Source organism: Nocardia xishanensis NBRC 101358, assembly GCF_001613365.1.
GTDB classification, from domain to species: domain Bacteria; phylum Actinomycetota; class Actinomycetes; order Mycobacteriales; family Mycobacteriaceae; genus Nocardia; species Nocardia xishanensis.
This window is the reverse complement of sequence record NZ_BDCF01000072.1, coordinates 1-26,746: the sequence shown is the minus strand read 5'-3', so window position 1 is coordinate 26,746 and position 26,746 is coordinate 1. Positions and strand designations below refer to the sequence as shown.

The 26,746-nt window shown below is 68.3% G+C and carries 26 protein-coding genes and 3 pseudogenes; 14 read left to right on the top strand and 15 right to left on the bottom strand.

The features are described from left to right. The 5 genes from NX1_RS32750 to NX1_RS32730 form a co-directional block, all read left to right on the top strand. Nucleotides 1-781 (top strand): cyclase family protein (locus tag NX1_RS32750; RefSeq protein ID WP_068068294.1); only part of this gene is annotated, 781 nt, incomplete at its 5' end. Nucleotides 782-886: 105 nt separating this feature from the next. Next, the gene (locus NX1_RS32745; protein ID WP_068068286.1) at nt 887-3,121 is read left to right on the top strand and encodes an MMPL family transporter; all 2,235 of its coding nucleotides are present in this window, start codon (nt 887-889) and stop codon (nt 3,119-3,121) included. Nucleotides 3,122-3,189: 68 nt separating this feature from the next. Continuing rightward, on the top strand, nt 3,190-3,636 hold the full coding sequence (locus tag NX1_RS32740; RefSeq protein ID WP_068068282.1) for a nitroreductase family deazaflavin-dependent oxidoreductase: 447 nt from the start codon (nt 3,190-3,192) through the stop codon (nt 3,634-3,636). Further along, nucleotides 3,633-5,207 (top strand): MFS transporter, encoded by a 1,575-nt coding sequence (locus NX1_RS32735; RefSeq protein WP_068068278.1) that lies wholly within the window; start codon nt 3,633-3,635, stop codon nt 5,205-5,207. Before NX1_RS32740 ends, NX1_RS32735 begins: the two co-directional genes overlap by 4 nt. 27 nt (nt 5,208-5,234) lie before the next feature. Beyond that, nucleotides 5,235-5,906 (top strand): MspA family porin, encoded by a 672-nt coding sequence (locus tag NX1_RS32730; RefSeq protein WP_068068275.1) that lies wholly within the window; start codon nt 5,235-5,237, stop codon nt 5,904-5,906. Between the two features lie 12 nt (nt 5,907-5,918). Here NX1_RS32730 and NX1_RS32725 read toward each other — a convergent pair whose 3' ends face one another. Continuing rightward, the gene (locus tag NX1_RS32725; RefSeq protein WP_068068273.1) at nt 5,919-6,299 is read right to left on the bottom strand and encodes a nuclear transport factor 2 family protein; all 381 of its coding nucleotides are present in this window, start codon (nt 6,297-6,299) and stop codon (nt 5,919-5,921) included. Nucleotides 6,300-6,386: 87 nt separating this feature from the next. Here NX1_RS32725 and NX1_RS32720 point away from each other — a divergent pair, with 87 nt between their 5' ends. Further along, nucleotides 6,387-7,193 (top strand): helix-turn-helix domain-containing protein, encoded by an 807-nt coding sequence (locus NX1_RS32720; protein WP_068068270.1) that lies wholly within the window; start codon nt 6,387-6,389, stop codon nt 7,191-7,193. Nucleotides 7,194-7,208: 15 nt separating this feature from the next. Here the strand turns inward: NX1_RS32720 and NX1_RS32715 are convergent, their stop codons facing one another. The 7 genes and pseudogenes from NX1_RS32715 to NX1_RS32685 all read right to left on the bottom strand — a co-directional run bounded on the left by NX1_RS32715 (nt 7,209) and on the right by NX1_RS32685 (nt 12,984). Next, on the bottom strand, nt 7,209-8,339 hold the full coding sequence (locus tag NX1_RS32715; RefSeq protein ID WP_068068266.1) for a serine hydrolase domain-containing protein: 1,131 nt from the start codon (nt 8,337-8,339) through the stop codon (nt 7,209-7,211). Between the two features lie 463 nt (nt 8,340-8,802). After that, nucleotides 8,803-9,861: a type III polyketide synthase gene (locus tag NX1_RS32705; protein ID WP_245668838.1), complete on the bottom strand. Its 1,059-nt coding sequence runs from the start codon at nt 9,859-9,861 to the stop codon at nt 8,803-8,805. A gap of 83 nt (nt 9,862-9,944) precedes the next feature. Beyond that, on the bottom strand, nt 9,945-10,142 hold the full coding sequence (locus tag NX1_RS38260; protein ID WP_245668836.1) for a hypothetical protein: 198 nt from the start codon (nt 10,140-10,142) through the stop codon (nt 9,945-9,947). Next, a complete protein-coding gene (locus NX1_RS32700) occupies nt 10,139-10,744 on the bottom strand; it encodes a phosphoribosylanthranilate isomerase (RefSeq protein ID WP_307651546.1) in 606 nt (201 codons plus the stop codon). Before NX1_RS32700 ends, NX1_RS38260 begins: the two co-directional genes overlap by 4 nt. Before the next feature lie 83 nt (nt 10,745-10,827). Next, nucleotides 10,828-11,037 carry an SDR family NAD(P)-dependent oxidoreductase gene (locus tag NX1_RS38790; protein ID WP_373864938.1) on the bottom strand — a complete coding sequence of 70 codons (210 nt, stop codon included), beginning with the start codon at nt 11,035-11,037 and terminating at the stop codon, nt 10,828-10,830. A 227-nt stretch (nt 11,038-11,264) separates the two neighbouring features. Next, nucleotides 11,265-12,185 (bottom strand): annotated as a pseudogene (locus tag NX1_RS32690) (NADP-dependent oxidoreductase); the annotation flags it as partial. Nucleotides 12,186-12,258: 73 nt separating this feature from the next. Continuing rightward, a complete protein-coding gene (locus tag NX1_RS32685) occupies nt 12,259-12,984 on the bottom strand; it encodes an SDR family oxidoreductase (protein WP_068068253.1) in 726 nt (241 codons plus the stop codon). 15 nt (nt 12,985-12,999) lie between these two features. On the opposite strand from NX1_RS32685, the gene NX1_RS32680 reads away from it, so the two are divergent. Beyond that, complete coding sequence (locus NX1_RS32680; protein WP_245668834.1) at nt 13,000-13,929, top strand: LysR family transcriptional regulator; 930 nt, start codon at nt 13,000-13,002, stop codon at nt 13,927-13,929. Between the two features lie 278 nt (nt 13,930-14,207). Here the strand turns inward: NX1_RS32680 and NX1_RS32675 are convergent, their stop codons facing one another. The 4 genes and pseudogenes from NX1_RS32675 to NX1_RS32670 all read right to left on the bottom strand — a co-directional run bounded on the left by NX1_RS32675 (nt 14,208) and on the right by NX1_RS32670 (nt 16,096). Then, complete coding sequence (locus NX1_RS32675; RefSeq protein WP_068068251.1) at nt 14,208-14,423, bottom strand: hypothetical protein; 216 nt, start codon at nt 14,421-14,423, stop codon at nt 14,208-14,210. 206 nt (nt 14,424-14,629) lie between these two features. Continuing rightward, nucleotides 14,630-14,884 carry a hypothetical protein gene (locus tag NX1_RS36725; RefSeq protein ID WP_157120316.1) on the bottom strand — a complete coding sequence of 85 codons (255 nt, stop codon included), beginning with the start codon at nt 14,882-14,884 and terminating at the stop codon, nt 14,630-14,632. A gap of 108 nt (nt 14,885-14,992) precedes the next feature. Next, nucleotides 14,993-15,082, bottom strand: a pseudogene (locus NX1_RS38880) (hypothetical protein); the annotation flags it as partial. A gap of 612 nt (nt 15,083-15,694) precedes the next feature. Beyond that, complete coding sequence (locus NX1_RS32670; RefSeq protein ID WP_068068248.1) at nt 15,695-16,096, bottom strand: nuclear transport factor 2 family protein; 402 nt, start codon at nt 16,094-16,096, stop codon at nt 15,695-15,697. A gap of 406 nt (nt 16,097-16,502) precedes the next feature. Between NX1_RS32670 and NX1_RS32665 the strand changes: the two genes are divergently transcribed. Beyond that, entirely contained in the window at nt 16,503-16,982 is a 480-nt protein-coding gene (locus NX1_RS32665; protein WP_068068246.1) for a nucleoside deaminase, read from the top strand. Nucleotides 16,983-17,163: 181 nt separating this feature from the next. Here the strand turns inward: NX1_RS32665 and NX1_RS32660 are convergent, their stop codons facing one another. Then, the gene (locus NX1_RS32660) at nt 17,164-17,961 is read right to left on the bottom strand and encodes a DUF1460 domain-containing protein (protein ID WP_068068240.1); all 798 of its coding nucleotides are present in this window, start codon (nt 17,959-17,961) and stop codon (nt 17,164-17,166) included. A gap of 155 nt (nt 17,962-18,116) precedes the next feature. Between NX1_RS32660 and NX1_RS32655 the strand changes: the two genes are divergently transcribed. From NX1_RS32655 to NX1_RS32635, 5 genes are all read left to right on the top strand, one after another. Beyond that, entirely contained in the window at nt 18,117-18,614 is a 498-nt protein-coding gene (locus NX1_RS32655; RefSeq protein ID WP_068068237.1) for a MarR family winged helix-turn-helix transcriptional regulator, read from the top strand. Continuing rightward, nucleotides 18,607-20,250 (top strand): MDR family MFS transporter, encoded by a 1,644-nt coding sequence (locus NX1_RS32650; RefSeq protein ID WP_084501931.1) that lies wholly within the window; start codon nt 18,607-18,609, stop codon nt 20,248-20,250. Before NX1_RS32655 ends, NX1_RS32650 begins: the two co-directional genes overlap by 8 nt. Before the next feature lie 72 nt (nt 20,251-20,322). Further along, complete coding sequence (locus tag NX1_RS32645; protein ID WP_068068234.1) at nt 20,323-20,838, top strand: OsmC family protein; 516 nt, start codon at nt 20,323-20,325, stop codon at nt 20,836-20,838. Nucleotides 20,839-20,882: 44 nt separating this feature from the next. Then, nucleotides 20,883-22,187, top strand: a complete 1,305-nt coding sequence (locus tag NX1_RS32640) for a bifunctional o-acetylhomoserine/o-acetylserine sulfhydrylase (RefSeq protein WP_068068231.1) — start codon at nt 20,883-20,885, stop codon at nt 22,185-22,187. Between the two features lie 395 nt (nt 22,188-22,582). Further along, nucleotides 22,583-23,527, top strand: coding sequence for a formylglycine-generating enzyme family protein (locus NX1_RS32635; protein WP_084501930.1), 945 nt, complete (start codon nt 22,583-22,585; stop codon nt 23,525-23,527). 105 nt (nt 23,528-23,632) lie between these two features. On the opposite strand, the gene NX1_RS32630 is transcribed toward NX1_RS32635, so the two are convergent. Further along, on the bottom strand, nt 23,633-24,790 hold the full coding sequence (locus NX1_RS32630; RefSeq protein ID WP_068068228.1) for an AI-2E family transporter: 1,158 nt from the start codon (nt 24,788-24,790) through the stop codon (nt 23,633-23,635). Between the two features lie 257 nt (nt 24,791-25,047). On the opposite strand from NX1_RS32630, the gene NX1_RS32625 reads away from it, so the two are divergent. Then, nucleotides 25,048-26,343, top strand: a complete 1,296-nt coding sequence (locus NX1_RS32625) for an NtaA/DmoA family FMN-dependent monooxygenase (protein ID WP_068068225.1) — start codon at nt 25,048-25,050, stop codon at nt 26,341-26,343. 22 nt (nt 26,344-26,365) lie between these two features. On the opposite strand, the pseudogene NX1_RS32620 reads toward NX1_RS32625, so the two are convergent. Further along, nucleotides 26,366-26,746: pseudogene (locus NX1_RS32620) on the bottom strand (RNA polymerase subunit sigma-24); the annotation flags it as partial.

The window sequence follows — 26,746 nt, the reverse complement described above, 5'->3', positions numbered from 1 at the left end:
TGGCGCCGCGCTCGGCATCGCGGGCGCCTCGGCCGCCGCCGGGGCGATCGGCGCGCCGCGCGCCGAGGCCCAGCCACTGAATCCGAGCGGTTTCAGCGTGCGCGACCTGACCCACGCCGTGGGGCCGGAATTCCCGGTGTTCAACCTGTACGTGCGCCAGCCGGTGCAACGCCAGGTGATGTTCGAGGAGATCATCGGCTTCAACACCGCCGAGTGGACCATGAACGAACACACCGGCACGCACATCGACGTGCCCGCGCACTCGCAGCGCGGTCTCGCGCACGCCGACGCGATTCCGGTGGAGAACCTGGTTGCCCCGCTGTGCGTCGTCCGCATCGCGGAGCGGGCGGCCCAGGACAACACCACCGAGCTGCACGTGGAGGACCTGCTCGACTGGGAGCGCCGCAACGGCCGCATCCCGGACGGCGCGTTCGTCGCGATGGACACCGGCTGGTACCACCGGGTCCACGATCCGGCCGCCTATCTGCCCTTCGACCCGCTGCGGCTGGCCCTGCTGATCCCGGGTATCGGCCCGGACGCCGCCGAATTCCTGCTCACCGAACGCTCCATCGTCGGCTTCGGCACCGACAGCAGCAGCCTGGACGTCGGCACCCGATTCGAGCCGATGGTGCACCGGATGCTGCTGCGCTCAGGACGGTACGGCATCGAGAACCTGGCCGCGCTGGACACCGTGCCGGAACGCGGCGCGACGCTCGTGGTCGGCGCCGCGAAGTTGCGCGGCGGCTTCGGCGCGCCGGTGCGGGCGCTGGCATTCGTCTGATTCGTCCGATTGCTGTTGCCGCTCTTGGCAACCCGCCGTAGCATTCCAGATAGATAGCAGCACTATCCGTAGTGGATAGTTCGACTCTATATAGGTGGAGGAATCGTGTTCGAAAAACTCGGGAGGTGGTCCGCCACCCATCGCCGATGGGTGGTGGTCGGCACCGTTCTGTTCATCCTGCTCGGCGGCCTGTGGGGTTCGGGCGCGGGCAATCTGCTCGGCGGCGGCGCCGGGCTCGACGATCCGACCAGCGAGTCGTCGCATGCGGACGAGATCCTGGAGACCACCCTCGGCAGGCACGTCGCCGACGTGGTGGTCATGTACGAGAGCGCGGACATGACCGTCGACGATCCGCGCTACCGCGAGCGGGTCGAGAACGCGGTCGCCAAGGTGCCGCGCGACTCCTACACCTGGCTGGAGACGTTCTGGAGCACGGGCTCCCCCGATTTCGTCTCGGCCGACCGGCACAAGACCTACATCGCCATGCAGCTGCCCGGCCAGATCGAGGAAAAGCGGGTGGTGGTGTGGCGCGAGATCGAGAACTTGTTCGAGCAGCCCGGCCTCGAGGTCCGCTTCGGCGGCCTGGTCGCGGTGAACGACCAGTTCAACGAGATCACCGAGGAAGATCTCGGGCGCGCCGAGCTGATCTCCTTCCCGCTGCTGCTGATCCTGCTCATCGTCATCTTCCGCAGCGCCATCGCCGCGGCGCTGCCGCTCGCGGTCGGCGTCGTCGTCTCGGTCGGCTCGCTCGCGGTGCTGCGCGTGGTCGGCAACTTCACCGACCTTTCCACCTTCTCCATCAACCTGGTCGTCCTGCTCGGCCTCGGTCTGGCCATCGACTACGCGCTGCTCATAGTCAACCGGTTCCGTGACGAGTTGGCCGTCGGCCGCTCGGTCGACGACGCTATCGGCATCACCATGTCCACCGCGGGCCGCACCGTCGCCGTCTCCGGCATCACCGTCGCGGTCACCCTCGGCGGCCTGGTGATCTTCCCGTCGCGGTTCCTCACCTCGCTCGGCTACTCGGGCGTCAGCGTGGTGCTGTTCGCGGTGCTGGGCGCGCTGATCGTGATGCCTGCCCTGCTGCGTTTCGCCGGCCTGCGCATCAATTCGCTGCGTATCCCGCTGCCGTCGTTCGGCAAGGGCGGCGAGCCGGGCGCGCGCTGGTACAAGGTCGCGCACGCGGTGATGCGTCGCCCAGTGCTCGCCGCGTCGAGCATCGGGCTCGCACTGGTGTTGCTCGGCTTGCCGCTGCTCGGCGCGACCTGGACGCGGCCCGCCGACTGGGCGCTGCCCGCGGGCACCGACAGCCGGGTCGTCTCGGCGGAGCTCGATCGGGACTTCCCGCTCGATCCGACCAAAGTGATCACCGCGGTGGTCGACATGCCGAGCGACGCCGCGAGTCCGCAATCCCAGCAGGCGCTTTCGGCCTACCTCGACCGCTTGCGCGCGGTCGATGGCGTCGACAGCGCCACCGTTACCGGAACGGCGGGCGAGCTGGCCCGCGTCACGCTCGGTTACTCGCTGGATTCGATGGACGCGCCGATCCGCGAGGTGGTGCGCGAACTGCGGGCCGTCGAACCGCCCGCGGGCGCCACCGCGTCGTTCACCAACCGCCCCGCGGCGGTGGCCGACCTGCTGGACATGCTCACCGAGCGGCTGCCGTGGATGCTGCTGATCGTGACGTTGGTGTCGTTCGCGGTGCTGTTCCTGGCCTTCGGCTCGGTGCTGCTGCCGCTGAAGTCGGTGCTGATGAACCTGCTGTCGCTGTTCGCCGCCTTCGGCATCGTGGCGCTCATCTTCCAGTACGGTTTTCTCTCCGGCCCACTGAATTTCGTGCCCGCGGGTTACATGGACGCGAACATGCCGATGATGATCATGGCGATCGCCTTCGGCCTGGCCATGGACTACGAAGTGTTCCTGCTGGCGCGCATCCGCGAGCACTATCTGCGCAGCGGCGATCCGGTGGAGTCGGTGGCCTTCGGCGTCCGCCACACCGCGCGGCTGATCACCAGCGCCGCGCTGCTGCTCGCCGTCGTGCTCGGCGCCTTCGTCTTCTCCGGCATCACGATCGTCAAGATGATCGGCGTCGGCCTGGTGGTGGCCATCTTCCTGGACGCCACCATCGTGCGCGGTCTGCTGGTGCCCGCCACGATGCGGCTGCTCGGCAACATGGCGTGGTGGGCCCCCGCGCCGCTGGCGAGGTGGTGGGACAAGTACGGAATTCCCGAACCTGGAGCCGACGCGGCTCCGGAGACCGGCGGTGCTGGCCGGCCGAGCGCCGAACCGGCAAACGCGCTCGGCACGACGGCGGCGACCTCGACAGCGCTGTCGCGGTGATCGTCGGTATCGCGGCGGGCCCGGCATCCTCCTCTTGCCGGGCCCGCCGTACCGGAAGGACATAGAGCATGGCAGCGCAGTATCGAGCCGGTCCGGTCCGCAAGGTCCTCAACCGCGCCGTGATGGCGTTGGCGGCGCGCGGCGCGGGCCCGGACGGCATGTACATCCTGGAGACCACGGGGCGCCGCAGCGGTCTGATGCGGCGAAACCCGGTACGCATCATCGAATTCGACGGACAGCGGTGGCTCGTCTCCCCCTATGGCGAGGTGGGCTGGGTGCACAACGTGCGCGCGAGCGATCTCGTCCGCCTACGCCGCGGCCGCGACGAACAGCGGGTGCGGGCGGAGGCGGTGCCCGGCGATCGCGCGGCCGCCGTCCTGCACCAGTACATCAGGAAAGCACCGGTGACCATCCCCTACTTCGACGCCTCGCCTCGCTCGGCGCCGAGCGAGTTCGCCGCCGAGGCGCACAAACATCCCGTCTTCGTATTGCACGGCTGGAGCAAGACCGCATGACAACGACACGTCCCGCGACAGCGCCGAATTCGACGGCGCGCGAACCGGTCACGGATCCGAGCCGGTGGTGGGTGCTCGCCACGGTGTGCGTGTCCACCTTCATGCTCACCCTCGATATCACGGTGGTGAACGTCTCGCTGCCCGCCATCCAGGCCGACCTGTCGGCGAGCTTCGGCGCGCTGCAATGGGTGGTGGACGCCTACGCCCTCGGCATGGCCGCGTTCCTGCTCACCAGCGGTTCGCTCGCCGACCGGGTGGGCAGGCGCAGCCTGTTCGCGGCCGGGCTCGTGGTGTTCACCGCGGCGTCGGTGGCCTGCGGCGTCGCGGGTAACCCACTGCTGCTGAACATTTCTCGCGGCGTGCAAGGCGTCGGCGCGGCGATCCTCTACGCCGTCGGCCCCGCCATGCTCGCGGCCGCCTTCCACGGCAAGGAGCGCGGCACCGCGTTCGGCCTGTTCGGCATGACGACCGGAATCTCGGTCGCCGCGGGTCCGCTGGTCGGCGGCGCGCTCACTGAAATCGATTGGCGCTGGGTGTTCTACCTGAACGTGCCGACGGGACTGCTGGCGCTGCTCGTGGTGCTGGCGAAGGTTCCGGAAAGCGCCCGGCGCGGCGGCAGGCCGGTGGACCGGGCGGGGCTCGTGCTGTTCTCGTCGGCGCTGTTCCTGTTGGTGTACGGGATCATTCGCGGCCCGGTGGCGGGCTGGACGGCGGGCTCGACCATCCTGTGCTTCACCGGGTGCGTCGTGCTCGTCGCGGCGTTCGTGCTGGTGCAGCACCGGGGCAGGCATCCCATGCTGGATCTGGGGCTGTTCGCCAACCGCACCTTCGACGCGCTCTCGGCCGCGACCTTCGTGCTGAATTTCGCGGTCATCCCGGTCATCCTGTTCGGGGTGCTGTGGATGCAGGGGGTGCTCGGCCACTCCGCGATCGAGACCGGGCTGCGCTTCCTGCCGCTCACCGGAATGCTGCTGGTGGCGGGCATATTCGGCGGCATATTGAGCGTGCGGGTGGCGACCAACCGGCTGATCGGCGCGGCGCTGATCCTCACCGGCGTCGGCTTCCTGCTGCTCAACGCCATCGGACCGGAGGATGACTGGACCGCGGCCCTGCTGCCGTTCCTCGTCGCGGGCATCGGCATGGGCCTGTTCAATCCACCGCGGGCCAACGCCTCGGTCGCCATCGTCGCGCCGGAGGACTCCGGCATGGGCTCCGGCGTCAACGAGACCTTCCAGCAGGTGGGTTCGGCGCTGGGCGTCGCGGTGCTCGGCGCGGTCGCGCACGCCAGGATCGCCGACAGCTTGTCCGGGCAACCGGTGCCGGTCGCGGCCGTCGATGCGATCGCCGCGGGCTCGATCGATCGGCTCACGGCCGAAACCTCCCCCGCGCACGCCGCCGAACTGACCAGCGCCGCGCACGCGGCGTTCGTCTCCGGCCTGCACGCCGTGGCGACCATCGGCGGTTTGGCCAGCGTGATCGTCGGCGCGGCGGCGCTCGTGCTGATCCGCCGCCAGGATTTCGTCCAGGATCCGGCCGCACCCGAACACGACGACGCACCCGCCCCGGCCTGACCGGCGGGCGCCATTCGAAGGAGAGACATGAACTGTCGCAAGCACATCGGAAGGGCCGTGACGGTCGCGGCGGCGGGCGCCGCCGCGCTCGCGTGCGGCACCGCGGGCGCCGACGTGGTGGTACCGCTACCCGGCGCCGAGAAGGTGCAGACGCTGTCGGACGGCACGGTGGTCACCGTCCGGCTCGTCGGCGAATCGGTGACCATCAGCCCCTCGCTCGGCGGTACTCCGCTGCACCGCAACGCCTGGGTGTCGGGCAGCGCGCAGGTCGAGGTGGCCGGCGCGGGCGATCGGCCGGGCGGCAAGCTCATCCCCGGCTACACCGTGGGCTGTCAGGTGGACATCTCCGGCGGCGGCGTTGAGGGCGGGGTGGAAGGCGGGCTCAACTGGAGCAACGGGCAGAATGTGCGTCCGAACGTCGGCGCCGAGAGCGGCGGCGCGCTCTCGCTCGGCCCGGGTCAGACCCGGTCCTTCTACCTCATGGACGTCGAGGTTCCCGACGACTTCGGCAACGAAGATCACAAGCCCGTCAACCGTTTCCGCGGCAACACCGGGTCGGTCACCTGGGCCGACTCCACGATCGCGCTGTCCGGCTGCGCGGGCTATGCGCAGGCACGGGCCTTCATCCGCGTCGAGATCGAAACCGCGACCGTGGCCTCCCACCTCACCGTGTGGGGCGCGCCGTTCAGCCTGGGCTGAGCACCCCTGCCGTCAGAACATTCCGTGCGGGATCTGCGCGTCGTCGGGCACTGGCTGCACCACATCCCAGTGCTCGACGATCTTCCCGTCCTCGAGCCGCCAGATGTCGACCACCGCGCTGCCGCGCTCCGCGCCCGGCTCGATCATGTGGTAGTGCACCACGGCGTATTCGTCGTCGGTGACGACCCGTTTGATGTCGAGCCGGGCGCCGGTCACCGGCGCCGTGGCGAGGAAGTCGAGGAAGGCGTCGCGGCCCGATGGGTTGCCGGGACTGTGTTCCAGGAAGTCCTCGTGCAACAGGTCGCGCAGCACTTCGATATTGCCGCCGGTGAATTCGGCGAGGCCGTGCAGCACGAGGTCTTTGTTCTTGGCGGCGAGATCGTCGTTCGTCATGGGACAACCATGGCGGCGCGAGAGCCGCGCCGTCGATTACCAGACATGTCATGGCGTCGCGACGGGAACGCCGTCGATACTGGCCGCATGGATCACGATCGTCCGGTCGGCGCGTTGCTGCGCGAGTGGCGGGTGCGCCGAGGGCTGAGCCAGCTCGCGCTTTCGGTGCGGTCGGGGATATCCACCCGGCACATCAGTTTCGTCGAAACGGGGCGCACGCTGCCGAGCCCGGACATGCTCGACCGGTTCGCGGAGCACCTCGATATCCCACTGCGGGAACGGAATCGGCTGCTGATCGCCGCCGGTCACGCACCCCGCTACCGGCAGCGACCGATGGACGACCCCGAGCTGGCCGAGGCGATGGAGGCGGTGCGGCGCGTGCTCACCGCACACGAGCCGTATCCCGCGCTGGCGGTGGACCGCCGCTGGAATCTGTTGTACGGCAATGCTTCCGCGCGGATCTTCCTCGACGGCGTCGCGCCCGAACTGCTCGCCCCGCCGATCAACATGATGCGGCTCGGGCTGCATCCGCGCGGCTTCGCACCCCGGGTGCGCAATCTGGCCCAGGTGCGCGGCTTCCTGCTCCCCCGGCTGGCCCGGCAGGCTTTCCACACCGGCGACCCGGAACTCGCCGCACTGCACGAGGAATTGTCCGGCTACGCCGGGGAGCCACCGGACCCGGTCGATCCGGCCGACGTCGCGCTGCCCATCCACTTGGCCCACGGCGGCGCGCGAATGTGCCTGTACAGCACGATCATGACCTTCGGCGCGGCCTTCGACATCACCCTGGACGAGATCGCGATCGAGACGTATCTTCCGGCCGACGCGGCGACCGCGGACTACCTGCGCACTCTCGCCGACCAGCGTGCGCGGGAGCCTCTGGCCGCTGGTTGATCCAGTTACCGGCACTCAGCCCGCGAGATCGCACATGACCGTGTCGAGCATGTCCTGAATCCCCCCTCGCGGGGCGAGGGAGGCCGCGAGGGTGGGCAGCTGATTCATCGCGATGGTGACCGCGAAACGATCGGTGGCCGCGCCGACCACGTTGCTGCCGGTGACCGTGCCTCCGTGACCCCAGGTCTCCATACCGCATCTGTTCACCCGCCGGAACAGCCCGAGACCGATCTCCTGATCGATCAAGGGCACGCCGCTGGGAATCGTGGTGCGCATCTGCTCCAGTTGCGCGGGCGGGACCACCCGGCCCGATACCAACGCCATGAAGTAGCGATTCAAGTCCCGCTCGGTGGCGACCATCGCGCCGTCGGCGAGCCCCCAGTTCGGATCGATGTCGGTGACGTCGACGCGCTGAGTGCCGTTGACGAGGTAGTTCCGGGGATGCGGTCCGCGCACCACCTGCTCGAGCGGATACAGCGGCCAGTAGGTGTTCTGCAGTCCGAGCGGCAGGATGATCCGCCGCGTGACCTCCACGCCCACCGGGAGGCCGGTCACCCGCTCGATCATCGAGCCGATGATCAAATAGTTGGTGTTGGAGTAGCCCCATCGTGCCCCGGGCTGGAACTCCGCGGGCCGGTCGAGCGCGGCGCGGATCAGCTCGGACGCGGGGCGGTAGTTCCGCATGCCCGCGACGCTGTCGAGATCCACCTGATCGAGGTAGTCGGGGATGCCACTGGTGTGCTGTAGCAGATTACGCACCGTGATCAGTTGCCCGTCCCCGCCCGGACCCGTGACGACACCAGGCAGGTAGCGATCGATCGGCGAATCCAGGTCGACGCGCTGCTCGGCGACCAACTGCAGGGCGACGGCGGCCACGAACGCCTTGGTATTGCTCGCGATCCGCACCTGCGCGTCGTCGGGGAAGGGCGCCCCGGTGCCGAGATCACCGGATCCGCTGTTGAGCTGGATCTCGCCGAAATCGCCGCTGACCACCAGCTGAGCGCCCGGCACACCCGATACGACCACGAGGCGATCGAGATCGGATTGCCAGTGCGGCCGCGCGATGCCCGGGTCCGCGCCCACCGAACCCGACACCGGACACAGCATCGCCGCGACCAGCATCGCCGCCACCGTGAACCCGCGCATCTTCTCCCCTCTCGCCGAACCACCGCGGCCCGGGCGGACCACACGGTCGGGCGCAGAGCAAATGGCCCTCCACCATGCGTACGTCATCTGATTCGAACTACCGTTCGGCACGCCCCGACTCCCGAGCGGTCCGATCGGTATGCCGTACCCGTACCCAGCCTTCCCCATGTCACGCCTGGGAGGTAGCCCCCGCCGCACGCGATCCGAGCGCCGACTCCCCGAGCGAGCCGGCACGCTGCGGAACCCGCCGCGCGTCACCCTCGCGCACGCAGCCGATCCGACGCCCGGGGCCGCGATCCGAGTTCCGCGGGCGACGCCACCGGCCGAGCGCGAGCACGACCACCGCGACCGCCGCCACCGACCACGTCACACCGCCGACGCTTCGGCCAACGCGATGAGCGCGGAGAGGGCTGGTAGGGCGGACAGGGCTTGGAGTGCGGCGTCGACCCCGGCCGGTCGTGAACTATCCCCGCCCGACGACGATGACCCGCGGTGAACGGCATACCGCCGGAAGAGCAGGTGGCCGATCGCAAAGGCGGAGCCACACGCGGGTGCGGCTCCACCGGTTTGCGGGTCGGATCATCATGCTCGTCCCCTCCGCGCGCCGATGCTCTACCGGTCGAATCGGGTTGGGCGCCAAGGTCGTTACCGACGAGCACGATTTACCGGTGCACGACGTCGAAGAGGATCCCCTCGATCGTGACTCCCGGCGCGAACGAGAACGCGATGCCCGTCGAGATCGGTTTGCTCGGCTTGGCCTGACCGGCGATCCGTTCGAGCACGAAATCAGTGAGCCGCTCGACATGTTCCCGTATTCACCGAGAACCTGCCAGCTCGTCGATGCGGCTTCCGGCGGGAGACCCAGCGATCGCGCGGATTCGAGCAAGATCTTCGGCCCGCCAGGGTGGATCGCCCACACATCGATCTCCGGCTGGCGCAATCCGTTGCGGCGCAGCACATCCGCGACGACGGGAGCAACGCCGTCGTAGATGTACTCGGGTACGTTTTCGGACAGCTCGCAGGTGATGCCGTCGTGGTTGACGCCGACCGCGATGCCGTCTTCGGTGGCCTCGAACAGGTGGGTGAACTTGTCCCGGACGACGATCGTCCCGGCCTCGGCCTGTTCCGCCCCTCGGTGAGCCCCGATGACGACCGCGCCGCAGCCGTCTCCGAACAGGCTGTGGGTCACCGCGTCGTTGACTTCTTCGACGGGGACGGCATGCACCGAGTTGAGCTCGATGCACACGACCATCGCCTTCTTGCCCGGGTTTGCCCGGACAAAGTCCGACGCGGTGCGAATTCCGTTCATCGCTGCCGCGCGGCCCATGAAGTTGACCACCAGGCGAGCGACCGACCGCGGCAGTCCGAGAGCTTCGACGACCGCGACATCGACACCCGGCGCGATAACGCCGGTGCTCGTGGCGAACACGAGAAGTCCGAGGTCGGAAGGGTCGACACCGGCGAGCGCGCGCCGCGCCACATCGACCGCCAGCGGAACGGCGTGGCGGTAGAACCGGCGCATGCGCTCCTGGATCGTCGCCGATGTGCCGCCGGGCGCGTGCAGTCGAGGATCGAGCGGGTCGACCGCGAATCGCCGGGTGTTGATCATGGTTTGCGGAAGATGCGTCTGATCCGGTTCTGCTGCTCCGGGTCGGTGAACCGATCGGCCATCCAGTCCGCTGCCGCGGATTGGTCGAGGACCAGGCTCGGCGCACCGGTCGCCACCGCTTCGATGACGGGGACCGTGTCCGATGTCGCTCGGAGTGCGACGCCCATGCCTGCTGACAAGCCGGTCGCGGTCAAGCCCCGCGGATGCTGCGTGCCGCGGCGATGAAGTCACGAACCTTTTGCAGGTCCTTGACGCCCGGACTCGCCTCAACGCCGCTGGACACATCGACGCCCCACGGCCGAACAGCGCGAATCGCCTCGATGACGTTGTCAGGGCTCAGTCCGCCCGCGAGCATCCACTTGCCCTCGGGTTTGCGGGCACCGAGCTTCGAGAGGTCCCATCGTTCACCAGATCCCGGCTTCGGTGCATCGAGAAGAAGCGCCTCCTCGCCGAATGCGCCGATGGTGAGAACGGGGTCGCTCTTCAGCGACGTAGCCCGCCATACTCTCGGCACGATCGCCAACGCGTTCGTGAAGTCGTCGCGCGTGTACGGACCGTGCAACTGCAGCACCGCCACGCCGAGCTCCGCGGCGATTTCCGCGGCATCGACGGCAGCCATGTCGTTGACGACGAGAACCGTGTCGACCCGGTCGCCTGCCGCCGCGACGATCTCGGCAGCCGCACCGAACTCCAGTCGCCGGGGACTGGTCCGGTTCATGACGACACCGATTGCGTCGGCGCCCGCCGCGATCGCCGCGTCCACCGCAGCGACGGAGGTCAGTCCGCAGATCTTCACGTACACGGGAACGAACCTACGCCCCGAAAAGACCGGCGCTCGCGCGGGAGCCGCGAACAGCCGAGGGGCGGTGTAGCGGCGCATCACCCGTGATGGCCCACGCCGCGTACTTGGTTTCGCAGTACACGGCCGCCGTCGGGCTGACGGCGTGCGCACCGATCGACGACGCGCCGCGCGGCCGCGACGACGCGCATGCCGTCGGCGCCGGGCCGCCGGGCGATGGCACGGCCGATGCCGCTGCTCGCGCCGGTGACGCAGCGGTGCTGCGGTAACCCCGTTCGTTCCAGTGACACCCGCACTCCGGGCAGTCACCTTCGATATCCCATTGGCGTGTACCGGCGGCGAGCACTTCGACAACCGCTCATAGAGGCATGCCGACAACGCACGCGCATGCCGAATATCGGATGTGTCGTCGGGTTGTGGCGGTCCCCAGGGTGGCCGACTGGGCAGTTCCGACGGGATTCATCCTGCGGTTGAGCATTGTCTCTCGGAGCGGGCTGCGTTGTGTCGGTACAGGTTGGGGCTCGAGCACGATTTTGCCGTGGGTGTGTCGGCGTTCGAGTTCGGTGTAGGCCTGGCGGACCTGTGTCAACGGGTAGACGTTCGCGATCGGGACTTCGAGGTGTCCTTCGGCGATCAGGCTGGCCAATTCGGCGAGCACCTCGGCGCCCGGCCTGGCGTTGGTTCCGGGTTCGGTCTTGACTCCGTACTTCGCGGCCGCTGCGAAATCGGCGATGGTGTCGATCCGCTCGACCGCGACGCCGAGGGCAAGTGCCAGTTCGACGTACCCGCCGCCGTGGGTGTCGATGAAGGCATCGATGCCGCCCGGTGCGGCGGCGTCGATCCGGTCGATGGCGCGGTCACCGTATTCGACCGGGATCACGCCGTGGCTTCGCAGCCAATCGTGGTTGTGCTGGCTCGCCAGGCCGATGACCGTGGCTCCGGCACGGCGAGCGAGCTGAACGGCGAGCGAGCCGACTCCTCCGGCTGCTGCGGAGACGACAACGGTGTCGCCCTTGTCGAGTTGCACGGAATGTACTGCCCCCCAGGCGGTCACCCCGGCGACGTACAGGCCGCCGGCCACCTGCCAAGGGACGCGGTTCGGTTTGGGTGTGAGGTTGTCGACGTCGACGAGGACCAACTCGGCCTGGGCGGCCCGCTTCTCGGAGAACCCGATCACCTCGTCGCCGACCGAGAATCGGTCGACTCCGACGCCGACCTCGGCGACAACCCCGGCGAGATCGCTGCCCTGCCCGGACGGGAAGGTCGAGGGAAAGATGTCCGCCATCGCGCCGATGCGTATGGCCGCCTCACCGGGGTTGATGCCTGCCGCCTTCACCCGAACCAGGACCTGCCCCTCGTCGGGCACGGGGCGGTCGACATCGTCGACCCGCAAGACCTCGATTCCGCCGAACTCGTCGTATCTGACTGCCTTCACCATGGTCTTGCTTCTCCTCCGATGCATGATGCGCGGCTGACCTCGAGAACGGGAATGGTGGGCACCGGTGTGCCCGTCACCAGGGCACCGTTCCGGCGTCGTCGAAGAATCCGCCGGTCGGTCCGTCGTCGGGCAGTGTCGCGAGGTGAATCGCGATGGCCGCGCCCTGTTGTGGGGTGCGGACGCCGCGGAAGCCGTTGAGGTCGGTGGCGGTGAAGCCGGGGCAGCCGGAGTTGATCAGGATGTTGGTATCGCTCAGTTCCTTGACGTATTGGATAGTGAGGGCGTTGAGGAAGGTCTTCGACACCGAGTACGCAGCGGAAATCGGGCCCGTCTCGGTGCCGGGTGTGGTTTGCAGGGTGAGCGAGCCGACGCTGCTGGACATGTTGACGATTCGCGGTGCGGCCGAGGCGCGCAGCATCGGCAGCATCGCGTTGGTGACCCGGATGACCCCGATCACGTTGGTTTCCACGGCAGCTCGCACGGTCGCGGGATCGACCGTGGTCGGTGTCTGCGGCATACCGCCGGTGATCGCGGCGTTGTTGACCAGGACGTCGAGCCCTCCGGCATGGTCGGCGATCAATTCGGCCGCCGCGGCCACACTCTCGTCGTCGGTCACGTCGAGCGGCACACCGAACGCGTCGGCCCCGGCCGCGCGCAGCTTCTCCACCGCGGTTTCGCGGCGTTGCCGATCGCGCGCGCCCACACCGATTCGCCAGCCGAGCGCGCCCAGGCCAGCGGCGATCTCGTATCCGATTCCCTTGTTCGCGCCGGTCACCAGCGCGATCGTCTGTTCACTCACACCGCCGATCCTGCTGTGGCTGCGGGTGCGGCGTCCAAGACCGATCGGGTGGGCGGCGATACCGCACGGGTATCGGTCGTGGTCATCGCCGGATACCATGACCCGGTGGAGACGCGGGAGATGCGATACTTCGTCGCCGTCGCCGAGGAGTTGCACTTCGGGCGGGCGGCACAACGACTCGCGATCGCGCAACCACCACTGTCGCGAGCCATCCAGCAGCTCGAACGGCGGCTCGGAGTCGTCCTGCTGCACCGCACCGCTCGCGCCATCACCTTGACCGAGGCCGGGTCGGTGCTGCTGCGGGAGGCCCGGATCGCGCTCGACGCGGTCGAAGCCGCCGAGCGGCGAACCCGCCGTGCCGCGGCCGACCAGCCCGGTGTAGTGCTGGCCACCAAGGCCGGAGCGTCCAGCGAACTGCTGTCGAAGCTGCTGCACGCCTATGCCGCCGAACCGGGCGCCGTGGCGGTCGAGGTGATGCTGTGCGGGCCAGGCCAGCCGGAAAGTCTGCTGCGCAACGGGCGTGCCGACGTTGCTCTGCTCCACCGGCCTTTCGACACGACAGCCGGATTCGACACCGAGGATCTGCACACCGAACAGCAGGTCGTGGTCCTGCCTGCGGGACATCCCCTCGCCGACCGGGCGCATGTGCGGTTGGCCGAGGTCGACACCCTGACGAATCTGCCCCTGCCGCGCTGGCCGGGACGGGATGGCAGCTATCCGGAAGGCCCCGGTCCGCAGGTGCGCGACCACACGCAACTATTCCAACTGATCGCGCTCGGACTGGCCTGCGCGATCGTGCCCGAGTCGCTGCGAACCCAGCTACGCGACGATCATGCCGTCGTGCCCGTGCCGGACGCACCGGCCGTCACGACCGTCATCGCTTGGCCACCACACAGCAGATCCAAAGCCGTCGCCGATCTCGTCCACACCGCGACACGCCTCTAACCGACATTACTGTTCGCCGACCGTATCGGAGCATCACCGATCTTTCGGGATAAATCCGGATTCGGGATACATCCGGAAATGCCGCTGATCCCGCGGGCTGCTCCGGGCCGTGGGAGTGCAGAGTCGGCCCCGCTCGCCGGGGTCACATCTCGGTTACACACTCCTTGACCGCTGGCCTGGATTCCGGACGTGGCCAGCGTGATTGGATGGCAAAGCCGCGTAGGGGTGCGGCAGCGTTTCGAGGCGGAGGCAACGATGAGACTGGACCGGCGACGAGATCAAAGCAGGATTACGAGCCCCCACAGCACACCCGTCAGGACGAGGAGCAGCAGCGGGATCATTCTTCTGATCTCTGGCCAGTTCGGACGCCAATAGCGTTGCACCACAGGCATGGTCTGCAACCTGCGCGATAACGGAGGGATGCGGTAGACGATGATCAATAGCGCCATCAATGCAGCGTCCAGGACCGCCAGCACCAGGACTAGGTTCGTCATCGTGTCTCACCCTCTCCACTGGCAAAGGATTTGCCTTGCAGCCTAAATGGATTGGCAAGTTGCTGCCATTCGTAGGCGAGTGGTGCGAGCAGAGACGGGAAATGCGGTGTCTGGTTGAGTTTGGGTTTGGTTCGGTCCCACCCTGGTTCTGCGCCGGGGTGCCCGCCCGGGAGCGGAGCGGTAGGGCGGGCGCACCGGGCGGCGCGCTAAGAATGAGTCGGCGGAATATGGAAGCGCTCGTGATTGTGGAAGCGGCTGTGGTCATGAATGCAACTGGGGTCACTGACGCGCAACCCGTTGCGCACGCGCGTCTTCTCATCGATGCAAAAGCCGTCATCCCGAGTCGGCGGCGCCTCGGCAGTCGCCGTCACCGCGCTCGGCGCCCCGATCGCCGCGGCAATCAACGCTACAACCAGGGTGCGGCGTACCGGCGCGGCAGTCGCGGGAATTGTTCGCCCCATTGGGTTCCTTCCGTTGCGGGATCTCACACCGTTCTATCAGCGCACGCAGCTTGGCAACACCCGCCGATTCCAGGGGCGACTCGACGATCATCGACCGCGGCCCCTTCCTCATCGACCGGTCAGATCCCGGTCCAGTACGGCGAGTTGGGCTCGCACCTGTGCGTACAGCGACGAATCTCGTTCCAGCGAAGCAAAACAGGCCGCCCACGTCGCGGCCGTCTACGGAGGCTATCCCCCGGCCGAGGATGGCCGGGTCTCGAGATTTGAGGACGACGGCGCGCAAGCGAGCACGGAGTATTCGCGGACTCAGACGACGTCGGGTGCGCGGGAGGTGGGCAGGAGTTGGTCTCGGTAGCGGCTGATGGCCGCGGCCTGGGCCGCGACTTCGACGCTGTCACTGCGGGTTTGACGCTGCCCTGGAGCAGCGGACCGGTCGAGAGACACGGCCGAATGCGCATATCTCAATAGTGCAATCCCTCTCGGAGACACACTCCGGCCAGTTCCGCGGCTACCGAATGCGAGCGAAGCGCATTCCCCGCCCCCGCCCAAGCCGCCCAGGTAAGGAGCCTCGCCGACGCTTACGGCCCCACAGCAGCCGCCCGAGCCGATGTCGTCGACGCGAGGCTCGACCGCCAGCTCCGTAATACTGGGACAGCTTCTAGGTCACGTAGATGATCTACCACGAGTGGAACACCATCGCGCATCTCGACGGCTACGCGAGCTGCTCCGACCGGCGCCACGCCTCGTGAGGGCGAACGGGCTCAGGAGCCGTCTTGCCGCTTCGCCCGGTACATCGCCACTGAAGCCGTCCTATTGGTACAGCATCTCGCCGCGGTGGGTGTCGAAGTACTCGCGCACCTCGGAGATTCTGCCGTCCGTGACGACGAAGTTCGCGATGTAGGCGTTGTCGTACTCGTGGCCCGATATCGTGGTCGCCCTCGATCGCCACTCGACTACGGCGTTCGAGTCGCCGATGGTCAGGCTGAGCAGTTCAGTGGTGAGCGACCCCGGCCGCATCCGAGCCATCGCGATCGGAAAGAACTCCTCAACGATGGCGTTCGGCCCGTGCCAGACTCCGGAGTTGGGCAGACGGCCTGGTGCGAACCATCGCGCGTCATCGGTGAAGCACTCCTTCAGGAGCATCGGGGACCCGGTCTGGAGTGCATCGAAGTAGCGGTGGATGGCGCGCTCGGCGGGGTTCTCGTTGGTCACTTACGAAGCTTAGCCGGGATGGGAACATTTGTTCGATTGAGAGTCCGTTGTACTGGACCCAGCCAACGCAAGCGGCCATGTTCCCTCTCGCCGCCACCATGCCCGCCCCGATCCTGACCGAACCGCCGGGACCCGCCGATCACGACAGGTCGACGTCCAGCCTTTGTCCGCCAGCACCTCGGCGCAAGACCACCGACAACCGAGCCGATAGTCCCAGGTCTCAATAGTGCCTCTCCACCAACAAGTTCCTCGACGACCCGAGGGATCGCCGATCACCGTGGAGAACGCGGCAACGCTCGAGCTGTTCCGCGCGTCGGGAAGCGATCATGCCCCCTCGCACACACGCCCACGCTGCCGAAACGCCGACATTCGCGCTCGCAGAGCCGCCGGGGCATACGCTCGGTGCATGGTCGATGATGCTGATCTGGTGCACCTGCGGCGTTGCGTGGACCTGGCCCGACAGGCGCTCGACGACTGCAACGCCCCGTTCGGCTCACTCCTCGTCAGCGACGGTGAGGTGCTCGTCGAGGCGAAGAACGGCGAAGGCGGCGGCGACCCGACGCGACATCCGGAACTCGACCTGGTGCACTGGGCCATCGCCCACCTCACCCCCGCCGAACGCACGGCCACGACCGTCTACACCTCCGGCGAGCACTGCCCGATGTGTTCGGCCGCGCACGCCTGGGCTGGGCTGGGTCGCATCGTCTACGCCAGCTCGGCGGCGCAGCTGACCGAATGGCTCGATCACATGGGCATTCCGCGCGCCCCCGTCCGGGCCCTATCGATCAACGACGTCGCGCCCGGCATCCCCACCACGGGCCCCGCTCCCCAACTGGCAGGCGCGATCCGCGAACTCCACCGCCTCCATCGGACCCGCCAGGACTGACCGGCGCGACCTGGCTCGAAGATCTCTTGGGAGAGCACATTTCACCGAGCGAAGGTGTGCCGCCGGGCCGACAGCACTACATGCGCGACGCCCGCGCCGCCATGAACGAGCCGGTGACACGAACAGGCAATCTCAGGCCTCCGGCACACGCCGACCCGGGCTTCCCCGGTAAGGCGGCGCGCTACTGCGGCCGCAGCACGACGACCCCGGGTGTCGATCGCACGTAGTCGGCCAACGGTGAATCGATGACCTGATTGTTCGCCGCGAGGGAGGACGCGTTGCGGAAGACCGGTCCGTCCGGCGTCATCACGAAGATGCCGACGTGGGTGACGTCGAGGCCGGGCTGGTCGGAGTAGGCGCCGATGTAGTCGCCGGTGCGGAGCTGCCCGATGACGTTTCGGTCCACCGCGCCGCTGGGAATGTAGGTGATGTCGCGGGCGACCACCGGCAACCCGGGGAGATATGTTCCCCCATCGGCTTTCGCATTGAGCCGCTTGCCCACCGTCACCGCGGCGGGGCTCAGCGTCGCGGTGATATCGGTCGCGGCGATGCGCGGCGTGTGCGACCAGTCGCTGAAGAAGTGTTTGCGCTGCAGGAAGTCGACGCGTCCGCCCGCGTAGCGCGTCTCGATCAGGTTCGACACGAACTGGTCGCGGTCGGCGGACCTGCTCAGCGCTTCGACGTAGTCGAGGAAGGTGAAGCAATCCACCCGACGCAGGTCGACGACCAATTGCTCCGGTTGGGTCACGGAGCCGACCAGCATGTTCGCCCCGTACGGCGTGCCGAGGAACCGGCTCGACAAGAGCGCGAGCAGCTCCCCCTTGCCCGCGGCGGGCGCGGTGGCACGCAGGGCCAGCAGCTCATCGATCTTCCGCGCGGTGACGTCGTCGAAGCTCGCGGCGTGCGGCGCACCCACTGCCGGAGCCATACCGCATACGAGTGCCAGTAGAACGAGCAGTACGCGGGCGATGGTGCGCAAGACGTCTCCCCTGTATGAACCGGTGCAGAAACCCCACCGTAGCCCGCCGCCCCCATCGGCCAGAAGTCGTCCATCCACAGAACTTAGTTGCTTAGCTCAAGCAATTGAAATATAGTTGCTGACTGCAAGCAAATGATTTCCTGCGGGGAGCGGACATGGCGGTATCACCCGATACGGCGCAAAGCCTGATCAAGGAGCTCTATCTGATCGGCAGGGCGATCCGGATCACCCTCCTTCATCCGGAAGAAGGCCAGCTACTGCCCGGCGGCGTCGGCGTGCTGGGAACCTTGGAAACCAGGGGCCCCTGCCGCCAGGTCGACCTGGCGGTGGATCTGTGCATCAGCGCCTCGGCGCTGAGCAGGCACGTCACCGAACTGGTCGGCGCGGGCTACATCAGCCGCCACGCCGACCCGAGCGACGGCAGGGCCACCCTCATCCAGGTCACCGACGCGGGCCGGGATCTGCTCGGCCGCGTCCGGACGTCGCGGGCGCGCGGCCTGCAGACCGTCCTCGCCGACTGGAGCGAAGACGACGCCGAGCTCGCCTGCGAGTCGGTTCGCAAACTCAGGAATTCGCTCGCCGCGCACGCGCAGCGCGCGGCAACGACGGAACCCCAGCCGGTTTCGACAGAGAGTCAGGGAGTAGATGTCTAGTTCAGTCGAGACGCCCGTGCGGCGCGACCCGACCGCGATGAGCCATCGCGAAGTCCTCGAGGCGATGACCGGCCTGCTGGCCGCGCTGTTCACCGCCCTGCTGAGCACCACCATCGTCGCGACCGCGCTGCCAACGATCATCGGCGATCTCGAGGGATCACAGACGGCGTACGCGTGGGTCATCACGACGGCCTTGCTCGCCAACGCCGCGTCCACCCCGATCTGGGGAAAGTTCGCCGACCTGTTCAACAAGAAGCTGCTGGTCCAGTCGGCGATCGTCATCTTCGTGATCGGCTCGATCATCGCCGGATTCGCGCACACGGTGCCGCTGCTGCTGGTCGCCAGGGTGATCCAGGGCGTCGGCATGGGCGGGCTGACCGCGCTGACGGTCGCGATCATCGGCAGCATCGTCGCGCCGCGCGAACGCGGCCGGTACTCCGGCTACATGGGCGCGGTGATGGCGGTGTCGATGTCGGGCGGCCCGATCCTCGGCGGCGTCATCGTCGACAGCCCCCTCGGCTGGCGCTGGTGCTTCTTCGTCTGCGTGCCACTGGCCGTGATCGCGCTCGTGCTGCTGCACAGGACGCTGCGGCTGCCTACCGAACGGAAGCCGGGCGTTTCGATCGACTGGCTCGGCGCCGCGCTGCTCACCGCGGGCGTCTCGGTGCTGCTGATCTGGGTCTCGTTCGCCGGGAAAGCGGGCTACTACGAGTGGATCTCGCGGGAATCGGCTCTGTACGTCGGCGGCGGCGTGCTGCTGCTGATCGCGACCGTGTGGGTGGAGTCCCGCGCCAAGTCGCCGATCATCCCGCTGCCGATCGTCACCGAACGCACCACCGGGCTGGCGATCATCGCCTCGATCGCGGTCGGTGTCGGCATGTTCGGCGCCACCACGTTCCTCGGCCAGTACTTCCAGACCGCGCGCGGCTATTCGCCGACCGCCGCGGGTGTGCTGAGCATCCCGCTGGTCTTCGGCATGCTCGTCGCCTCGGTCGGCTCCGGGCAGCTGATCACCCGCTTCGGCAAGTGGAAGCGGTTCGTGGTCGCGGGCGGCGCTCTGCTGGTGATCGGGTTCGCGTTGCTGTCGACCATCGATCACGCGACGAACCTGTGGCTGGTCGGCTTCTACACCGTCGTCGTCGGCCTCGGTGTCGGCATGATGATGCAGAATCTCGTTCTCGCCGTGCAGAACACCGTGAGCGTGCACAATATCGGCGCCGCCTCCAGCAGCGTCGCCTTCTTCCGCACGTTCGGCGGCGCGATCGGCGTATCGGTGCTCGGCTCGGTCCTGGCCACCCGGGTGAGCGAGCTGTCCACCGAAGGGTTCGCCAAGCTCGGCATTCGGACCCGCTCCTCCGGCAGCGGCAACCTGAACCTGGACGCGCTCCCCGGACCCGTCGCGACGATCGTGCGCACCGCTTACGGCGACGCGACCGGCCGCATCTTCCTCATCGCCGCGCTGGCCACGGTCGTCGCGCTGTTCGCTACCGCGCTGCTGCCGAATCGCCCGCTGCGGAACACGATCGACATCGATCCGAAGCTGGATCCGATGCGGGCGCAGGCCGAGGACACTCCCCCGGTCGGCGAATCGATGGACGGCCGCAACGACGACAAAGTGCGGGTGTTACAGAACTGACCGGGCTACCTTTCAGCTCACGGGGAATGTAACTATCGCCACGGAACGGCCCGATTCCTACGGTCGGTAGCCGTGACAGCGAATGTGAGCACGTCGTTGAACGACATCACGGAGGCCACCGCGCGGGCGGTCGCGGAGAATCCCGCCGCCGCGCAGGTGGTCTTCCGCGCGTCGGGGGTGCCGGAGGGCACGGTGGGCAGCGCGATCGCGCTGGGCCAGTACACGATTCGGGTGGACGAGCCGCCCGCGCTCGGCGGCGCGGGCGCCGCGCCCAACCCGGTGGAGGTCTATCTGGCGTCCCTGATCGCCTGCCAGGTGGTCACCTATCGATTCTGGGCGCAGCGGCTCGACATCACCGTCGACGACATCGCGGTGGCGGCCGAAGGTGATCTCGACGTCCGAGGGTTCTTCGGCCTTGACGACACCGTCCGTCCCGGCTTCCAGGCAGTGCGCGTCACGGTCCGCATCACCGGGCCGGAGACCGCCGAACGCTACGCCGAACTGCAGCGGACCGTGGACGCGCACTGCCCGGTGCTCGATCTCTCGACCGCGACGACGCCCGTCGAGACCACGCTCGTCACCGCCTGACCTTCCCCTTGCCCGCCCACGGGCCTTTCGCTCTGGAGCACACGATGACCGAATCCTCGCAGCCCACCGACCCTACCCTCGCGTGGAGTTTCGAAACCAAGCAGATCCACGTGGGTCAGGTGCCCGACGGCACCACCAACGCGCGAGCGCTGCCGATCTACCAGACCACCTCGTACACCTTCCGCGACACCAGCCACGCGGCCGCGCTGTTCGGGCTCGCCGAGCCGGGCAACATCTACACCCGCATCATGAATCCCACGCAGGACGCGGTGGAGCAGCGCATCGCGGCGCTGGAAGGCGGCGTCGCCGCGCTGCTGCTGGCCTCCGGCCAGGCCGCGGAGACCTTCGCGATTCTCAATATCGCGGGCGCGGGCGATCACATCGTGTCCAGCCCGCGGCTCTACGGCGGCACCTACAACCTGTTCCGCTACTCGTTGCCGAAGCTCGGCATCGAGGTGTCGTTCGTGGACGACCCGGACGACCTCGACCAGTGGCGCGCGGCGATCCGCCCGAACACCAAGGCGCTCTACGGCGAAACGATCTCCAACCCGCAGAACCACATTCTCGACATCCCGGGAATCGCGGTGGTCGCGCACAGCGCGGGCGTTCCGTTGATCGTCGACAACACGGTCGCGACCCCTTACCTGATCCAGCCGCTCGCACACGGCGCCGACATCGTGGTGCATTCGGCCACCAAGTACCTCGGCGGGCACGGCACGGCCATCGGCGGCGTCATCGTGGACGGTGGCACGTTCGACTGGACCGGCGGGCGGTTCCCCGGCTTCACCGAACCCGACCCCAGCTACCACGGCGTCCGGTACGCCGATCTCGGCGCGCCCGCTTACGCGCTCAAGGCCAGGGTGCAGCTGCTGCGCGATCTCGGCGCTGCCATCTCGCCGTTCAACGCCTTCCTCATCAGCCAGGGCCTCGAGACGCTGAGCCTGCGGGTCGAGCGGCACGTCGCCAACGCCAAGGCGGTCGCGGAATTCCTGGTGGCGCGTCCCGAGGTCACTTCCGTGTCGTACGCGGGACTGCCCTCATCGCCGTGGTACGAGCGCGGCCGGGCGCTCGCCCCCAAGGGCGCCGGCGCGGTGATCGGCTTCGAGCTGGCGGGCGGGGTGGACGCGGGCAAGCGTTTCGTCGAGGCCCTCACCCTGCACAGCCACGTCGCCAACATCGGCGACGTGCGCTCGCTGGTGATCCACCCGGCCTCGACGACGCACTCCCAGCTCACCCCGGAGGAGCAGCTCGCCGCAGGCGTCACCCCTGGTCTGGTCCGGCTCGCCGTCGGCATCGAGGGCATCGACGACATCCTCGCCGACCTGCGCACCGGCTTCGCCGCCGTCTGACCCCGCTCGATTCGGAGAGCCTCCGTCGTCCCCGCGACGGAGGCTCTTCGCCGTTCCAGACGACGCGTAACGAGCCCGTCCCGCTGCGGTGCGGCGCGGCTTTCCCACCGGCGTTCCAGTCGGGCGCCGACTCCGGGACGTCGAGCTCGATAACACCGTCGAACTGGTTGTCGCTCATGAGAAAACCCCTGTCGTAATGCTCGTCGACGCCGCGGGACCGCTGCCGCCCTCGCGATTCGATCACTCCCGCCTGGCCGATCGCCTCATCCGTCGCGGGTGAGATCCCGCCGGGATGGCAAACCACTCGCAGCCAGAACACGACGTATTTCAGACCATTCAGCACACCGAGGGCTACCATTCTGGGGTCGTTGCTGTTTCGACCGGATTGGACGGCCATGGAACACCGCTCCGACGGCGAGCCAGGGGGATGCTGCACGCCGCACACCGAACGGACGATCCTTTCCGGCGCGCCGACCGGGACCCAGACCCGCAGCGACGCTCCCGCCACGCTGATCCCCTTGCCCGGCGGGACATTCCTCATGGGCGACGAGAGCGCGTGGGCCTATCCGGGCGACGGAGAAGGTCCGCGCCACCGGGTGACCGTCGACTCCTTCGCCATCGACAGGTACACCGTCAGCAACGCCGCCTTCGCCGCCTTCGTCGACGCGACGGGCCATCGCACCGACGCCGAGCGGTACGGCTGGTCGTTCGTCTTCGCCGGTCTGCTCCCCGAGGACGCGCCGCCGACCAGGAGCGTGGTGGGCGCATCGTGGTGGCGGCAGGTGGAAGGCGCCGAATGGCGCCACCCCTCGGGACCGGGTTCGCGCATCGATGACGTCCTCGACCATCCGGTGGTGCACGTCTCCTGGAACGACGCCAAGGCCTACTGCGCCTGGTCGGGCACGCGGCTGCCGACCGAAGCCGAGTGGGAGTACGCCGCGCGGGCCGGATCGGCCGACCCCTTTCCCTGGGGGCCCGACCTCGAACCGGACGACGAGCCACGGATGAACGTCTTCCGCGGCCGGTTCCCGCGCACCGACCCCGGCGCGCATCTAGGCACGCTCGCGGTCGACGCCTTCGCGCCCAACGATTTCGGCCTGCACAATGTCACCGGCAATGTGTGGGAGTGGTGCGCCGACTGGTATGCCCGCGACTACTACCGGCACAGCCCTGAGCGGAATCCCACCGGCCCCGCGACAGGAGCCGGCCGGGTCATGCGCGGCGGTTCCTATCTCTGCCACCACTCCTATTGCCGCCGGTATCGCGTCTCCGCACGGCAGGGCAGCGAACCCGTCTCTTCGACAGGCAATCTCGGATTCCGGGTCGCGAAGGACCGCTGACCACTGCCCGCGCCGACGCGTCCTGGAGCCACGTTCGAGGAGTTCTGCCACTCGATCGCCGCGGTTCGACGCACGTCGGCTTCCGGCTGGGCGTCGGCGGGCGAACTACGTTTCGGGTGGGATGGCGGCTCGAGTCGACGGGGTTTCTGTGCCCTTCGAATCCTCTACGTCCGGCGCTCTTTCGGCGATCAGCACGTTGGCCCAGCGCGCGGTGGGATCGATGTCGAACAGAGCGCCCTTGACAAGCAACGAGAGCGGAATGGCCAGCAGCGCGCCGAGCGGGCCCAGCGCCCAGGACCAGAACGTCAGCGACAAGAATGTCACCGTCACGCTCAAGCCCACGGCGTCGCCGACGAACTTCGGCTGGATCACCGACTGGATGACGAAATTGATGACGCAGTAGACCGCGATGACCCAGATCATCAGTCCGACTCCGCCGTCGAGCAGGGCGAGCAGCGCCGGCGGCACCAACCCGATGACGAATCCGATGTTCGGGATGTAGTTCGTGATGAACGACAGCAGCGCCCACAACAGCGGCAGTGGCACGCCGAGCAACCACAGCGCGGCGCCGTCGAGCACCGCGACGATGAGGCCGAACACCGTCGACACGATCAGGTACTTGCGCGTGCCGCGCGCGAAAGCGGAAAGGGCGTAGGCGATTTCGGGCCTGGTGCGCTCGACGAACGCCATCTTCTTGTCCATCACCATGCCGTCGAACGCCATGAACAGCAGCAGCGCGAACACGAAGAACAGATTCGAGAAGACGCCGAGCAGCCCGCGCAGCGCCGATTCCAGCAGGTTGACGACTTTGCCGATGTCGAGCGAATTCAGCATGTTCTGAATCTGGTCGGCGCCGACCCCGGCATCGGCGAGCGCGTCGCGCAGACCGTCCAGCAGTTCGTCGGCCCGGTCGCTGTAGTTGGGCAACTCGGTGGCCAGCTGCGCGGCCGACACCACCATCGCGCCGACCAGCACGGTCACGATCGACACCACCGCGACCAGGGCGACGATCATGCCGACCCACGGCCGCAGCCCGCGCCGTTGCGCCCAGGTCTGGAGGGGCTGGACGGCCATGGTCAGCATCAGGGCGAGGAACACCGGCCCCAAGATGCCCGCGAAAGCCTTGATCCCGCCGGCCGCGACCACGGCGCTCGCCGCGGCGAGCAGCACCACGAGACCACGCGGAATGGCCCAGGTCCCCGCGGTGGCGGCCGGCGGCCGTGGGGCGGGCGCACCTGTCGGCCGTGGCCGCTGCGCTCGCATCGCTCTTCGCCCCCGACCGGTCAGTCCGCGCAGGCTGGGCGCAAGAGGGCGAACGCGGTGTTCGCCCCGAGGATCGCGGCCATGGCGTGCTCCTTCACTGCTCGACTCGCACGGGTATGCCGACGCTAGAACCGCCGCGCCGACGGCGCCTCACCCGTTGCGGGTGAGATCGGCGGCGCTCCCGACGATCGCGGCGGTTCGGCTCTCGGTGATCGGAACCGGTGCCCGCCGCGGTGCGCCGCACTAGCGTTGGCAGCATGAGCGTGGGTGGGCGACGGCGGCCGTTGAAGATCGTCACGGGGGTCAGCGGCTCGCCGGACGTGTATGGGGCGGCGGTGGATTCGCGACGGTCGACGCTGGCGTCCGCGGTGGAGATCGCGAAGATCGCGGAGGCCGAGAAGTTCGACGCATTGTTCGCGGCGGACCTGCTGAGCTTCGGCGCGCAAGGCGCGATCGGCGCGCAGGAGCCGCTGATCTTCGTGTCCGCGCTGGCCGCGGTGACTTCGCACGTCGGGCTCATCGCGACGGTGACGACCACCTTCCACCACCCGTACAACCTGGCCCGCCTGTTCGGCACCCTCGATCACGTGAGCAACGGCCGCGCCGCCTGGAACGCGGTGACGTCGTCGGTCGGCGAGGAGAACTACGGCGATCAGGAGCTGCCGAGCCCCGAGGAGCGGTACGCGCGAGCGGCCGAATCGCTGACGGTGGTCAACGCGCTGTTCGACAGCTGGGCGCCGGGCGCGCTGACCCCCGACGGTCGCGGCGGGGCCGTGCTGCGTCCGGAGCTGGTGCGGCCGATCGACCACGCCGGACCGTACTTCACGGTGCGCGGCCCGTTGAACATTCCGCCGCTGCCGCAGCGGCGGCCGGTGCAGTTCCAGGCCGGGCAGTCCGAGGGCGGCATCGAGCTGGGCGCCCGCTTCGCCGAGGTGGTGTTCACCTCGCTGCCCACCTTGGCCGACGCCATCACCTACACCAAACGTATCCGGACCCGCGCCACCGAACTCGGCCGCGCCGAAGGACTTCCTTTCATCATGAGCTCCTTCCACGCCACCTACGGCGCCACCGAGGCCGAGGTGCGCGCCGCGGTGCGGGAACGGGAGCAGGCCACCGACTTCGAGGCCGGACGCGTCGCGCTGGCCGACATGCTCGGCGGCGGCGTAGACCTGTCCGAGCTGCCGCTGGACAAGCCGATCCCCGAGCACCTGCTGCCCGACGTACACGCGGTGCGTCGCCGCCGCGGCCGGGTCGAGATCTTCAGCAACTTCGCCAGGTCGGGAAAGACGCTGCGGGAGTTGATCATCGCAGCGAAGGACACCGGCCATTGGGCCGCGGCGGGCACGCCGGAACAGCTCGCCGACGCCATCGAGGAACGCTACGACGCGGGCGTACTGGACGTCATCGCCCTCGGCGGCTTGGACAACCCGCGCACCAGCGACTTCCTCCGCAACGGACTGCTCCCCGAACTGCGCCGCCGCGGCATCGTCGGCGCCGACTACGTCGGCGACACCTTCCGCGCCAACCTGGAGCTGCCGCCGCTGCCGGAATGATTGTCCTCCGCAGCGACGCCCGTCAGCCGAGGGCGGCGAGTTTTCCTGTCAGCACCGATCTTTCGCGTTCGTTGGCGCACAGCCGCACGGCGTTCTCCAGTTCGGTGCGCGCCTCGTCCGCGCGGCCGAGCCGGGTGAGCAGCTCGCCGCGCACGCTCGGCAGCAGGTGCGAATTCGCCAGCGCGCCGGCGGCCGCCAGCTCGTCCACGATCGGCAGCGCCGCCGCGGGACCGTGCGCCATGGCGACCGCGACCGCACGGTTGAGGCCGACCACCGGGGAGGGCGCGAGCCTGCCGAGCGCCTCGTAGAGCAGCACGACACGCTCCCAGTTCGTCTCCTCGACCGACGCCGCGACGGCGTGGCATTCGGCGATCGCCGCCTGCAAGCCGTACGCGCCGAGGCC